At 47.6% G+C, this 13,795-nt stretch carries 12 protein-coding genes; all 12 read right to left on the minus strand.

Annotated elements, in window-relative coordinates; all coding sequences use genetic code 11:
* Positions 1-24 precede the first annotated feature (24 nt).
* Entirely contained in the window at positions 25-900 is an 876-nt protein-coding gene (locus tag T525_RS0112180) for a uroporphyrinogen decarboxylase family protein (protein ID WP_027407406.1), read from the minus strand.
* A 36-nt stretch (positions 901-936) separates the two neighbouring features.
* Entirely contained in the window at positions 937-1,707 is a 771-nt protein-coding gene (locus T525_RS0112185; RefSeq protein ID WP_037325653.1) for an ABC transporter ATP-binding protein, read from the minus strand.
* A 13-nt stretch (positions 1,708-1,720) separates the two neighbouring features.
* Positions 1,721-2,512, minus strand: a complete 792-nt coding sequence (locus tag T525_RS15160; protein ID WP_051533582.1) for an ABC transporter permease — start codon at positions 2,510-2,512, stop codon at positions 1,721-1,723.
* Entirely contained in the window at positions 2,502-3,551 is a 1,050-nt protein-coding gene (locus T525_RS0112195; protein ID WP_027407408.1) for an ABC transporter substrate-binding protein, read from the minus strand. The genes T525_RS15160 and T525_RS0112195 overlap by 11 nt, the downstream gene beginning before the upstream one ends.
* A gap of 17 nt (positions 3,552-3,568) precedes the next feature.
* Complete coding sequence (locus tag T525_RS15165) at positions 3,569-4,663, minus strand: uroporphyrinogen decarboxylase family protein (RefSeq protein ID WP_037325654.1); 1,095 nt, start codon at positions 4,661-4,663, stop codon at positions 3,569-3,571.
* A 30-nt stretch (positions 4,664-4,693) separates the two neighbouring features.
* The gene (locus T525_RS0112205) at positions 4,694-6,622 is read right to left on the minus strand and encodes an ASKHA domain-containing protein (RefSeq protein WP_027407409.1); all 1,929 of its coding nucleotides are present in this window, start codon (positions 6,620-6,622) and stop codon (positions 4,694-4,696) included.
* Between the two features lie 11 nt (positions 6,623-6,633).
* The gene (locus T525_RS0112210) at positions 6,634-7,656 is read right to left on the minus strand and encodes a methylcobamide--CoM methyltransferase (protein ID WP_027407410.1); all 1,023 of its coding nucleotides are present in this window, start codon (positions 7,654-7,656) and stop codon (positions 6,634-6,636) included.
* A 4-nt stretch (positions 7,657-7,660) separates the two neighbouring features.
* Entirely contained in the window at positions 7,661-8,326 is a 666-nt protein-coding gene (locus tag T525_RS0112215; RefSeq protein ID WP_027407411.1) for a corrinoid protein, read from the minus strand.
* Between the two features lie 204 nt (positions 8,327-8,530).
* Positions 8,531-9,640, minus strand: coding sequence for a polysaccharide pyruvyl transferase CsaB (gene csaB, locus T525_RS0112220; RefSeq protein WP_027407412.1), 1,110 nt, complete (start codon positions 9,638-9,640; stop codon positions 8,531-8,533).
* Positions 9,641-9,665: 25 nt separating this feature from the next.
* Positions 9,666-11,711, minus strand: a complete 2,046-nt coding sequence (locus tag T525_RS0112225; protein WP_027407413.1) for a DUF5693 family protein — start codon at positions 11,709-11,711, stop codon at positions 9,666-9,668.
* 14 nt (positions 11,712-11,725) lie between these two features.
* Positions 11,726-12,424 carry a DUF2993 domain-containing protein gene (locus T525_RS0112230; protein WP_027407414.1) on the minus strand — a complete coding sequence of 233 codons (699 nt, stop codon included), beginning with the start codon at positions 12,422-12,424 and terminating at the stop codon, positions 11,726-11,728.
* A gap of 95 nt (positions 12,425-12,519) precedes the next feature.
* Positions 12,520-13,626 carry a peptide chain release factor 2 gene (gene prfB, locus T525_RS0112235; RefSeq protein ID WP_027407415.1) on the minus strand — a complete coding sequence of 369 codons (1,107 nt, stop codon included), beginning with the start codon at positions 13,624-13,626 and terminating at the stop codon, positions 12,520-12,522.
* Positions 13,627-13,795 lie beyond the last annotated feature (169 nt).

Genomic DNA, 13,795 nt, shown 5'->3' on the forward strand with positions numbered 1-13,795 from the left:
CACTCCCTTCTATATCGTTCATCCTTAGCATAGCTTCAGTTCATATACCACCGGCTTGGCCATCTTGCAACAGGAATGCTGTAAGCAGCCATGGCCCACCAGCTGGACACCCGCCTGATGACGGGCAAAGCACAGGGCCTCACCATAGCACATTCCCTTAGGCACGACGAAAGGACGACATTGACAAAAGCCAGCCCGTTGAAAGGCGGCTGAGGTGGCACTACATACATGAACTGTCACATCGGGTACAGCCACCGTAATCCGCTGCAGGGCCTCACGAATAATATCACCACACAGCGTTGTATAAACTTTCGGAGATACCATATTACAGGAAATCAGCGGATCGGCATAGGAAATCACATCCGCCCCCGCCTCAGCCACATAGGCAGCCTCCAGCACAATATTGTCAATGAGCTGCTCGCACAGCCTTCTAAGAAGCTCTGGTTGAGCCCGCATCCCTTTGTAAATTTCCTTGGATGGTACCAATAGACTCAGCAGGGTAAAGGGGCCTTCAATATTGAAGCTGACCCGTTCTCCCCTGTGCTTCAGCAGGCGTATTGCCTGTAAATTCTCCTGCATAAGGCCATAGTCAAAGGAAAAGGTCGGTATTTTCACATCAATCAGCTTCTCATAGGGCAAGGCTCCCGGAACCGGTTGTGACTTATCTGAGATGATATTCCACTTAGCTCCTAGCTGTTCGGCCTCAGCCATGGTTGCAAAGGGCAGCTTGCACAGCATATCCCCTTCCAACTGACAAATAGTATGGGACATAGTAGCCATGGCCTCACTGTGGCAATATACATCACTGACCTCCACACCAGCCCGCTGACACAATTCAGTGGCAATATGCCGCTCCGGTTCACCACCGCATCGAAAATGTTCCATGAAGCCCTTCGCCATATTGCCACCACCTTTCCCAGTTTACTCTAAAACGATTTAAATATAGTATTCCACTTCCTGCTTGCGCACCAGCTGGAAGGCCTGCATGATTTTATCCTCATACAGATGGAAATCCTCACTGGTACGATCCCGCACCAAGCCCTTATTAATATCTAAAATTGAATGAACCGTTCCTGGATGAGCATTCATTACCACCACCCGGTCCCCCAGATAAATTGCTTCGCTGATATCATGGGTTACAAATACCACACTTAGCTTGTTTTTGCTGTAAATATCCAGCAGCAGCTCCTGCAGCTCCATGCGGGTAAAGTTGTCCAAGGCCCCAAAGGGCTCATCCATGAATAATATTTCCGGCTCCAAGGCCAAGCTCCTGGCAATAGCTGTCCGCTGACGCATACCACCAGACAATTCGTGGATATATGAATTCTCATATTTTTCCAAATGCATGAGCTTCAAGTATTCCTTAGCCTTCTCTACCCGGGTTTTCTTATCATACATACCTTGAACATCCATACCATAAACCACATTTTCCAATACGGTTTTCCAAGGAAACAGGGCATAGTCCTGAAATACAAAGGCGCATTTAGGCTGAGGCTCATTCACCAGCTTGTCATCCAGATATACACCACCGAATTCAGCACTATCCAGGCCCGCCATAATTCTAAGAAGGGTGCTTTTACCACAGCCAGATGGTCCTAAAAGGCAAACAAACTCTCTGGACCCTACTGCCAGATTAAGGTCCGACAGTACCAGCTGGGACTGTCCATCCTTGGAGAAGGACTTACTAACATGTTTCACTTCCAGCATAATTGTCCCTCCCTTAATCCGCCGAATACTTGGCCTGCCACCGCAGCAGATGACGCTGTATCCTGTCAAAAACAGCCATTACAGCAGTTACCACCAGACCAATAAACAGAATACCCACAATAACCTTGCCATAATCGCCAAAATCGGAATAATATTTTACATACCAGCCTATACCTGAGGTGGCTCCAATCATTTCAGCCGATGCAAGCAGGATAAAGGAGAAAATCAATCCCACACTGCATCCAGTCAATACCTGGGGCATAATAGCCGGCAGGATAATCTCAAAGAGTAAGCGCCGTTCCTTGATGCGGAGCATTCGGGCCGAATCAATCAAGGTTTTATCTATCTGCACCGTAGCATTTAGCGTACTCACGAATATTGGCCAAAAGGCCCCCACAAAAATTACCAGAATAGACGCCAACTGAAAGGTTGGTAAAATAGCAATGGCGTATGGTATATACACAATAGGTGGCACTGCACTCATAATCTTTGAAATGGGATGAACAGCATTAAACAATCTGCGTCGCCAGCCCACAAATAAGCCCAAAGGAATGGCCGTGGCCAGTGCCAGGGCATAGGCCGCTGACAATAATACCAGGGAGCTGCCCAATCCACGGAATATGGTTGGCAGGTCACCGATAAACAGCTCCAGTACCTGCTGAGGAGATGGGAACAAGAAGGCATCCAATACCTCCAGCTGCACCGTCAGCACTTCCCACACCACCAGAATCCCCAGAAAAATAGCTGTAACATCCACCACCTGTTGAGTCTTGGCCGACTTAGTAAAATTGAATTTATAAATCATTTTTCTCAAAATCTGCTTTAAGCTGCTTGTAAATGCTATCCTGCGGCTCAGCTTCAAGAAGCTTGTCCAGGGCCTTCTGATAGAGCTGGATATTGATGTGCTCTGCAATGTCAAAGTCCTTTTCAATATAACCCACTTCCTTCATGTACTTATAAAAGTCAATTACGGCATTACGATTTGGATCTGGATTGGATTCCACATATTTACCATAGGTCTCCTCATACAGTGTATCCTTATCAATATTCACATACTTGGATAATATCTCTATGGATTCATCCTTATTTGTCTTGTAGAATCGATACGCCTTAATCATGGCCCGGAGAAACGCCTCATAATTTTCTGGATGCTTCTGGATATTGGCGGTAGAGGCAATTTGACGGCAGCATGGATGATTTTCAAAGCCAGGCACCTCCGGACTGTACTTAACAATCTTTAAGCCCTGCTGTTCTGCCATTTTACGGAATGGAGTCCATACAACAGAAGCATCTGCTGCACCATTCTTCACTGCCTCCATAGCCGCAGAAGCTGATTCCATTTCCTTAAAGGTTACATCCTCGCCAATCTTTAAGCCCTGCTTAATAGCTGCCTCACGGAATACAATATCACCGGTGGCCAAACGAATGGTGGCCACAGTCTTTCCCTTAAGATTCTTTAAATCAGCTAATTCAGCAGCCTTCTCCGGCTTTGCCACCAGAGCATGGCCCATGGACATCTGCCCGGCAAAAATCGTTATTGGGCTTCCCTTGGACATATACACCATTGGTGCCGAGCTGCCAAAAGCTCCCACATCCAGCTTACCATTGGCCACAGCGGTAATGCCCTCACCGGAATTATTGAATAATACCAACTCTGAATTTAACCCTTCTTCAGCAAAATACCCCTTCTCCTGGGCAATAAAATATAAAATATGTCCAGTGGAAGCCAGATAACCAATCTTAAAATCCGTCTTTTTATCTGTTCCTGCGGACTTTTCAGAACCACCGCAGGCTGTTGTAATTATAGCAATTACAATTAATAATGCTGCTAATATCTTCTTCATACCCTATCATCCCTCTTTCATGCCACAATGGATGTGGCATCCTTAATCGCAAACGGATTGCCGATACGACGTACCGTATTTAACATTTCGTGAATATTTTCAAATGGGGTTTCCGTTGGCAGGCTACACCCAGAGGCTACAATAAAGCCCTTTGGTGAATCGTAAACCTTGCGGACAACTTCCACCGTGGCTTTACGCACATCCTCCACCGTGCCCTCCAGCATGGTTTCCGATGGCCGTACATTACCCATAAGCATTACCCTGTCCCCTACCAGCTCCTTGGCCTTTAGGATATCCGCATCATTGTCAATACTCAGGCAGTCCGCCCCGGCCTTTACCATATCCTCCCAAATACCATCAGTTTTCCCGCAAATGTGCAGGGTTACCTTCTTACCCTTATTGTGAATATGGTCAATTAGCTTTTTCAAATATGGCAAGGAGAATTTACGGAACAATCTTGGGCTTATAACTGTGCTTGATGACATGGCGTCTGTAAGACTTGGGGTAACTCCCGCATCAATTACTGCATCCACATAACGAAGATTACTCTCCAATGACACCTGACATAGCTTATGAACAGCTTCCGGATTCTTCAATGTTAAACGCACCAGATTTTCTGCTCCCACCAAAAAAGATGAGTTGGTAAATGGTCCGGTGACTGCACCACCCACGGGGACTTCCTTGCCTACTGCATCCACCACTATCCTCATGGCCTTTAAATGCTCAGGCAAATTGCCGTCCTTATAGGGATCCGCCGGACGCAGCTTATCGATCTCATCCAAATTGGACAATCGTGGATCCAGCTTTATTACCGGTTGACCGAGATATGCTGTTTCATCCTCGGGATATATTACCTCGGACCCCATGGCCTCAGCCTGGGTATACAGATCTGTAAATACCCGGATATTATCATAATGAAATAATTTATAGGCCTCGATGTGGGCCTTGGCTATCAGCTCACCATTGCCACGGAAATCAGAAACCTTCACTCCGATAACTCTGGCAGCTGTATTGCCCACTATAGGCACACATGGCAGGCGGTCAATATCTTCGCCCTTGGCATAGGCCGCCATGCGTTCAATGGCCGTCATCTCATCCTTCCACTCACTCATGAAATCATCTGCCTTTCTTGCTCAACATTTTCATTCTGCATTTACATGGGGAAATTTTGCCTTGGCATGGGGAATGGCTATTGCCTCCATAAAACGGTCCTGAAAATCAGGCTCCGCTGCCGTTTCCACGAATTCCACCCGACGAGCTATTTCATCTGCCTCCCGCCGTTTATCCACATTCAGCAGTGCAATACGGGCACCGTCACCGGCGGCATTGCCCACTGCATGGATATTTTCCAGAGCGCAGTCCGGGAACATTCCCATAGTCAGCGCACTTTTCTTGTTTATATAACTGCCAAAGGCTCCTGCAAGAATTACTTCATCCACATGATCAATACCATATTTGTTCAGTAAGTATTCTGCTCCTACATAAATTGCCGCCTTGGCCAGCTGTATAGCTCTTATGTCGGCCTGGGTTACCACTATATCCTGTCCGATGGCCGTCTCCTTGGCATAGGCCAACACATATTCCCACTTGCCATTTTCGTCCTTTCTGATACGGGGTGAGTTCAGCTTGCCGTTAATTCGGCCGCTTTTCCCCACAATACCCGCCTCGTAAAGGGCAGCAAATACATCTATAATTCCTGATCCACAAATTCCAAGAGCTCCTGTAATTTCCAGCTCCGGATACCATGTATCATTGCCTATAACCTTGTAGGATGGCTCCAGTGTTTCCTTGTCTATTCTTACTCCTTCAATGGCTCCCGGAGCAGCCCGCATACCATATTTTATTTGGGCTCCTTCCAGGGCAGGGCCGGTGGCACAGGAGGTACAGAGAAGTCTTTCCTTGTTTCCAAGGTCAATTTCACCGTTGGTGCCAATGTCTATAATCAGCTTTATTTTGTCGCTGTTATATGGCTCCTCCGCAATAACCACTGCCATGTTATCGGCTCCTACGAAGCCTGCCTCAATTGGCAATGAATGAACCCACCCAGCGGGATTTATCTTTATTCCCAAGTCCCTGGCCTTAATGTCCAGTGCATGGGATGCCACCGGTGCAAAGGGTGAACGGCCCACATAGCCGGGATAAAGATTCAGTGCCAGATGATGCATTACGGTGTTATAAACCAGCACCATTTCATCCACATCCTCGGGCTTTGCCCCAATGGCCTCTGTCATTTCCCCGGCCAACTCATTTATATCATTTATGATGATGTTATGAAGGTTCTGAAGGCCCTCCTCATTACCAGTGGCGTAAGAAACTCTGGAAAGTATATCCTCACCGTAGCCAATCTGGGAATTCATGCGGGAAGCCTTCTGCAGCAGCTCCCCAGAGTCCAAATCGCAAAGGTAGGCCGCCAATGTGGTGGTACCAATATCAATGGCAATGCCCAGCTTACAGCTGTAATCACCTCCACGGACCCTGACGATTTCCTTCTTGTCCTCCCGTAATGTTACGGTGACTTCCCAGTTGCTTTCACGCAGTGTCCTTGAAAGACCACATAAAACCTTGTAATCAACAATTGCCCCCTCTATTCCCGTTTCCTTCTGGAATGCGGTCAGAAGTCGCTGTTGGTCATCGGTGGGATCCTCCAGGGTTGGAGGTGTAAGTCTGATAAAATACGACTTCACTGCTGGCTTTATCACAATATTTCGCTTACTGCCAGCCTCCAACACCACCTGCTTGGCACTTTGGCTTTTCTTTGGTACGCTGACCACCAAATCACCCTGTATCTGAATACAGCAGGCCAGCCTAACGCCCTTTTCCAACTCCTCGGTGGTCAGTATCTTTTCCTCCACAGGACTTAGTGGTGAAATATTTGCCTTTTCCGAGGTAAGCCCCAGCTTTTCAAAGCTGCCAAACTCCGGTATAACCTTGCATTTGCCACAGACCATGGCACCGCCACAAGCGGCTTCTATACCTACTCCCAGACTTTGGGCAGCCTGTAAAACTGTTTTCCCAGCCTCCACTTCTCCACGGCGGCCAGAGGGCTGAAATACAATTTGATATTTTTCCATCAAATTCCCCCTCAAACTGCCTTGGCAACACCAGTAAAGGTCTGGATATTCTGCAACGGCGTTGAGGTACTTAAACCACAGGCCGGAGCCAAAATATTTATCTCATCCTGAATCAGCTGTTCAGTACTTCTCTGAATATTTGGAGTCTCACCAAACTCCAGCAGGAATGTACTCAAATTCCCCATGGTTGTAAGGTGAGGATATTCCTCCTTCAGCTTTTTTAGGCTTACCAGTGCATCTACGCTGATGGCATCCGCATGGAGATTGGCAATATGCTGGGTTACCGCCTGCATTCTGCCGCAGATATGGACGATAACCGGTACCCCCATTTCATGAATGGCATCCACCAGCTTGTTAATATATACCACTGCATAATCCCCAAACATCTTTGGCCCCAAAATTTCTCCCGTGGCCGTCGGGTCAGCAATGGAAATTACGCTGGCACCGTTATCCACCATATGCTGGGCATAGCCGATAAGCTGATTAGTTACATAGTCCACAAAGCGATGGGACTCATCCTTTACCTTCCTAAGCTCTTTCAAAAAGTTCATAGGATCCACCACAGAGGCGGCGGTACTCAAGGGGCCGGTTATGCTGCCAATAACCGGTATGTCAGGAGAGTGGCCTGCAGCATTGTATATGGCCTGGAAAACTGTACCTGCCCTGTCGCTTTTTACTAAAGCATCATCCTCTTTGTAGATAACATCCTTTACAGAGGGGAAAATTTCCTTGGCGATTTTGGGCTCACATTTTAATGTACCAAAATCTATATCACTGCCCAGGGCTTCCGCCTCCACAGTCATGCAGAAGGGAATTCCCACATTTTCAAAGCCCGTATCCGCCTGCACATCCAAGGCCAAGTCTGCCATTATCTTAGAATCACGATGTCCATCGGGTAATACATTTCCATGATTTTTCATTACATCAACAATAGCTGAATTCATCATGCCTCCGGGACAAATCACTGGAGCCCTTTCAACTGCTTCGCCCTTCAGAGAACGTAGCAACCGCTCCTTGGGAGATAACACATCCATATTCTCACGCTCCTAACGCCAAATCGGTATTACTCAGCAGCTTTTCCGCCACTTTTACGGCATCAGCAGCATTCCTGGCATATCCGTCAGCACCAATCTTTTTGGCAAAGGCTGGAGAAATTGGGCCGCCACCCACAATAACCTTAAATTTATCACGAATTCCCTTATCAGCGAGGATATCTACCACTTCCTTCATCCCCGGCATCGTAGTAGTCATAAGAGTGGCAATACCAATAATATCTGCTCCGTATTCCTCTGCTTTACTTACAAATTCAGCTGGAGGAATATCTCGGCCCAAATCCAGCACCTCAAAGCCACCAGTTTCCATCATCAGCCGAACCAGATTTTTGCCGATATCATGGGTATCGCCCTCAACCACACCAATTACAACCTTGCCCTTCTTGGACACGTTTTCACTCTTTAAATGGGGCTTTAATACATCAATCCCCACATTCATAGCGTCAGAACACATCAACAGCTCTGGAACAAAATATTCTTCTTCATCAAATAACTGACCGGCTCGTTCCATTCCCTTTGCCAAACCGGAATCAATAGTTTCATAGGCATCAATTCCGTCTTCCAGGGACTGCTGTGCCAATTCCTCCACAGTATCCTCTTCCATTTCCACAACAGCATCGGCTATCTGCCTGAATAACTCTTCCTTTTCCATAGCTGTCAACCTCCTGCTCATAACTCACTTAATTTCATTACACATATAACATACTTGTTTAGTATGTTTATTGTTATGTTGAGATAGATATTACAACATACCATAATGGTATGTCAATAGAAAAATTTATTAATTTTTGATATAGCAAAAAAACACCGGAAAATGATTTACTCATTTTCCAGTGTTTTTAACTGAATAACTGCATTACCGCTTTTCTTTTTTCTTTTTATCAATGAGCTCAATGGCCAGCTCAGCATTGTGCATAGCCAGGCGGCGAAGCTCAGCGAATAAAAGCTCGTTTTTCTTACTGAAGGCGGCCTTGTCATTCCACTTGGAACGCACCTTTTTAACCAGCTCGTCATACTTGACGTTTTCCAAATCACCCACTGGGCTTTCTCCCACAGACTCAAGGAAACGGTCAATTTTAGGGTCGTAGGAAACACCAATCATTGGCACTCCCATAACCGCTGCAAAAATCAATGCATGAAGACGGACGCCAATAAGGAGATCCATGTTGCCCACAATGGATAACAACTCCTTGGTGGTGTATTCCTTGTGAAGCACCACAGCATTGCAGCTGGTCATAGATGCCACCATTTCTGCACAGTGCACGTCCTCCGGATACTGCATAGGCAAAAATACTATACGGGCATCAAATTCCTGGGAAATCTGGTCCGCTGCCCTGGCAATAACCGCCTTGTAATGGGTCCAGTCCTGCCACTCACGGACGGAGATGCCCACCAATGGCTTGGCCCCATAGGCGTTGTTTTCCTTCAGAATAGTCCTGCCGATATTTCTGTCCACAGGGTGAATGGCGTGAACCGGGTCAGAGGTACACTCAATGGCAGGGTGACGAATCTTCATCTGGGCCAGCTCACCAAGGGAACCCTTGTCACGGACCGTAATCTGCTTAATGCCGTTGCCAACAAGACGCATAATCCAGCGGGCCATACGCCCCTGAATAGGGCCGATGCCCTGAGCGTACAGCATAACAGGAGTACCAATAAACTCCGCCAGCACAATTATCATGAGATAATAATAAAGGCTGCGGCGGGAGGTAACATTCTGCAAAAGACTTCCACCGCCACTTATGAGAAGGTCAGCCTTGTACAGGGCAACTATAATGCTTCCAATATCCAGCAAACCAACGGAGTTCACCTGATGGCGCTCCCTGGTGTCAGCCGGGTCGGCGGAAATAACTGTAATATTTAAATTGGGATCCAAATCCGACAATACTTCAACCATAGCTGCCAGCATTGCTTCATCGCCGGCATTTCTGGAACCGTAATACCCGGAAATTACAACATTACTCATGTCTGTTGTCATTCCTTACCTTTACTTATTTTAGAAAACTCAGCTTCGGGGCAACAAATTTGCTCCAGAGCTGAAGGAGAATCATACAGATAGCACCCACGCCTGCTCCCAATACAATGCCGCCAATGCCACGGGCAAAGGACATAAATACAGGAGAACGCATATGGGCAAAGGTCTCAACCATGGAGCCCTGACCGATGGTAGCCACCAGAACAAGGGCAAAGAGAACCATAGTTGGCCACTTGCGGAACCAGCCCATTACCGCCAGCATAAATGCCGGATGGCCGATGAGAAGCTCCTTGGAACGTGGACGGGCATACATGGCCTGCTCCAAAAATGCCCTGAACTTCAGCTCAGTGGCAGAAACAGGCATACCCATGGTGTGACCGGAGCGGGCAACAAATACAACACCCGCAACCAATATCAAAAATAGAATCAACAGGGATTTTACCTTCACAGGCATATCCAGCATCTTGCGGAACTGGTCCATAAATCCCTCAGTATCATCCATCTTGCCATCAAACACATCGAAACGCTGCAGGAAGGCAATAGCCACCAAAATAATTGGCAATATAAAGGTGAGCTTAATGCCACGGAAGATATTTACCTCCAAAAGGTACTCCGTATCAGCAAGGGATCCGGAAAGATAGGAGGCCCCCACATAGGACATGATACCACACGTAAAGAGGGCAATCACGCCAGTGGCAATCATCTTTGGCAATGATGCCTTTTCATCCGGACTCTTGGCCCGGAAACGGTCCATCTGCCAAATAACTGCAATGGCAGGGAATACATTGGCGCTTAAAAGGGCCGCCACCACGCGGATTTTGTTGCCATGACCCATGAGAACAGGGCCAGCAAAGACCAAAATACCAATAATCAGCAAACCATAAATATATTTCTTCTTAAAGCCAGGAATAACAAGGCACAAATACAGCACACATGCTGCCGCCACACCTGTCATTACAAGGGCACGAATCCAGCCCGCAGGATAGAAGTGGTCAAATACACCAGCCTTGCCGATGGTATAGCCCTGGGACTCCAGCTTGTCCCTTACAGCTGAAAAATATTTCATATTTGTTTCCAGCAGGGTCATACCAGGAGCCGGCTTGTCAAATATCTTAAGGAGATTGTAGCGGATGTTGCGCTCAGCATCTGTATTGGCCCAGCGCTCCACACATTCCTCAATCTTCATTTTCTTCTGCTCGTCCTTTGGAATGGAGTAGAGGCGGGCAGAATGATAATCGTTGGCCTTGGCAATTTCCAGCATGCCATCCTGCTGGAAGAACTGAAGCTGTGTTACACCTTCAATCATACCCAGAGTAAGGTCACGCTCTGCCATTTTTTTGGCCGTATAATCAGAGCAGTTCGGAGCTCCAAGGGCCTGGGAACCGGAAAATACAATGCCGGATACCTTGTAATTGTCGATGCGCTTAAAGAAGGCATCCACATCGTCCTCGGTACACTTGTTGTAGTTGGTAGGGCGGGCCAAAACATAGAAGCCGCCTTTATTTACAGCTTCCATTTCATCAGTAGGCATGCCCAGGTCCATCTTCTCAAAGGCCTCAAACTGGGCCTTCACTGCCAGAACTGTATTGCCACCTACATTAAGGGCCGTAACCCTGTCCTTGCCAAGACGGCGCACCAGATCCTCATGGACCTCCTTGAAGGTCTGGGCATGATTGCCCGTAACGTAAATATCAGTACCCTTAATGGTGCCATCCTCCACCAGCTTACGCCAGTTAGGGTCAGTCATGGTACCTGTATAATAGCTGGTGAGAACATCACTGCCATTTACAGCAGTGGTCTTGCCATTTACATTCAGCTTCTTGAAGGTGGTTTCATAAACCGCCAATGAAGTAATGCCCGCTTCCTTGGCCTGCTTCATAACCTCATCCACCGGCACCCCATCGCATTCCGCCAGGGCCACCAGATCCTCATAATCCACAATAAGCTCAATGGAATTATTGCGAACCTCCACCTCATGGCGCTGAATATTAATAAACAGTGTAGCAAAAAGGCCAATGACTATCAGCACTATTAATAATTTATTATACGCAAACTGCTTCATCGCAATTTAACTCCTTAAATACCATTTGTATGACGGCTGGCCTTGATAATAACCCGGCCATCCTGCATGTCCACATCGTCCACATGGGCCCTTATAGGCATTTTGTTCAAATCAAAGAGAAGAATATCCCCGAAGAAATTGCCCACCACAGCCTTGCCAAATACGGCATTTTTTATGTCCAGATGAGTCATGTGAAAATAAACGCCGCCATTTTCCTCAAAGACTGTACCCTCAAGGGTAAGGTCAGCGGTGCGGCCCAGCAGATTTACGGTGCCGCTGGCAGACAGCTTTTCCTTGTCCATGGTGGCAGTAATGTTATCTACCTTTTCCAGCTTGTTCTGCAAAAGCATCTGAAGGGATTCCTGAGAAATAATGCCGGTCATTTCCAGTTTATCGGCGGACTTCACTGCAGAACCGTCCCGGGCATCCAGCTTGGTAAGGTCCCCGTTGACATTTTCCCCTTCAAGGGTCAGCTTGTCCACACGGACCTGTCCCACCATGGCATTGTCAGCATCAATATGAATGCTGTCCATGTGCCCCGCCAGAAGCATAAAGCCCGGCATGCTGGAAACCTTCACATTTACATTATCCGCCTTGGTGGCGTTCTCAACGCTGTGGGCAATGGATCCCTGCACCACAAAGGGCAGAATCAGCTGGCAGAATACCAGCACCACCACTACTGCCGCTATACCAAACTTTAATGCTTTATTCACAGTTATCTCCTAAAAAATCAATACTTAGTACCGCTACGCAAACTAGTGAGCGAGAGCGTTACCAACCGCATCTCCCAACATACTATTATTAACATTTATAACTGATGATTGGCCTTGGCCCGAAGGAAGGCCTCAATGAACATATCGATTTCACCGTCCATAACTGCCCCGGTGTTTCCGGTTTCAGCGTTAGTACGATGATCCTTTACCATGTTGTATGGATGGAATACGTAGGAACGGATCTGGCTGCCCCACTCAATCTTCTGCTGATCACCTTCAAGGGCGGCGATTTCCTTTTCCTTCTTTTCCTCCTCCAGCTCAAAGAGCTTGGCACGCAGCATCTTCAGACACTGCTCACGGTTCTGGAGCTGGGAGCGCTCATTCTGGCACTGAACTACGATGCCCGTAGGCTCATGAGTCATGCGCACAGCAGAGGAAGTCTTGTTGATGTGCTGACCACCGGCACCGGAGGCGCGATAGGTATCAACACGAACTTCATCCATATTAATCTTAACCTCTTCCGTGTCATCCAACTCCGGCATAATATCACATGCACAGAAGGAGGTATGACGGCGGGCAGCGGAATCGAATGGGGAAATACGCACCAGACGATGCACGCCCTTTTCAGACTTCAGGAAGCCATAGGCGTTGTGCCCTTTGATAAAGAGGGTAACAGACTTAACTCCCGCCTCATCCCCCGGAAGGAAGTCGGCAGTTTCCACGGTAAAGCCATGACGCTCAGCGTAACGGCCATACATGCGAAGGAGCATGCTGGTCCAGTCCTGGGCCTCAGTGCCGCCGGCACCTGCGTGAAGGGTCAGAATAGCATTGTTGGCATCGTACTTGCCGGAAAGCATAACCTCCAGCTGAAGCTCCTCCAACGCCTTGTCAATCTCAGCCATATCAGCCTTGATGTCTTCCTCAACGCTTTCATCCTTGTCATCCATGCCGATTTCCCACATTACCTGCACGTCATCGAACTTGGCAACAAGGGCCTTGTACTTATCAACGCTGATCTTAACATCGTTAAGCTCCTGGTTGATTTTCTGGGCGCTTTCCGGGTCATCCCAGAAAGTAGGCTCACCCATCTTATATTCCAACTCTGCGATTTTTTCTTCTTTATGAGCCACGTCAAGAGCCTTTTCCATCTCCTTCAGCCGCTCCTGGAGTGCCCCAATACCTGGCTTCAAATCCTCCAGCATCTTCTCACATCCTATTTTTCAGTTATATATTAAATGTTAATGGACCTCATCCCCCTCCTGCGGAGGGACCTTCCCCAAGGGGGAAGGCTCAAGGCCCAACGATTCTTACAAGTATAGACTCAACCTCTCCCATTAATGCCTTCCCCTCTGGGGAAGCACCCAGGGGTAC

The sequence above is a fragment of the Anaerovibrio sp. RM50 genome (genome assembly GCF_000622005.1).
GTDB lineage: Bacteria > Bacillota > Negativicutes > Selenomonadales > Selenomonadaceae > Anaerovibrio.

Coding starts and splice junctions, on each gene's coding strand:
- T525_RS15160 (WP_051533582.1), bottom strand. CDS start 2,512: ATGATTTATAAATTCAATTTTACTAAGTCGGCCAAGACTCAACAGGTG.
- T525_RS0112225 (WP_027407413.1), bottom strand. CDS start 11,711: ATGAAGCAGTTTGCGTATAATAAATTATTAATAGTGCTGATAGTCATT.
- csaB (WP_027407412.1), bottom strand. CDS start 9,640: ATGAGTAATGTTGTAATTTCCGGGTATTACGGTTCCAGAAATGCCGGC.
- T525_RS0112215 (WP_027407411.1), bottom strand. CDS start 8,326: ATGGAAAAGGAAGAGTTATTCAGGCAGATAGCCGATGCTGTTGTGGAA.
- T525_RS15165 (WP_037325654.1), bottom strand. CDS start 4,663: ATGAGTGAGTGGAAGGATGAGATGACGGCCATTGAACGCATGGCGGCC.
- T525_RS0112195 (WP_027407408.1), bottom strand. CDS start 3,551: ATGAAGAAGATATTAGCAGCATTATTAATTGTAATTGCTATAATTACA.
- T525_RS0112210 (WP_027407410.1), bottom strand. CDS start 7,656: ATGGATGTGTTATCTCCCAAGGAGCGGTTGCTACGTTCTCTGAAGGGC.
- prfB (WP_027407415.1), bottom strand. CDS start 13,626: ATGCTGGAGGATTTGAAGCCAGGTATTGGGGCACTCCAGGAGCGGCTG.
- T525_RS0112185 (WP_037325653.1), bottom strand. CDS start 1,707: ATGCTGGAAGTGAAACATGTTAGTAAGTCCTTCTCCAAGGATGGACAG.
- T525_RS0112180 (WP_027407406.1), bottom strand. CDS start 900: ATGGCGAAGGGCTTCATGGAACATTTTCGATGCGGTGGTGAACCGGAG.
- T525_RS0112205 (WP_027407409.1), bottom strand. CDS start 6,622: ATGGAAAAATATCAAATTGTATTTCAGCCCTCTGGCCGCCGTGGAGAA.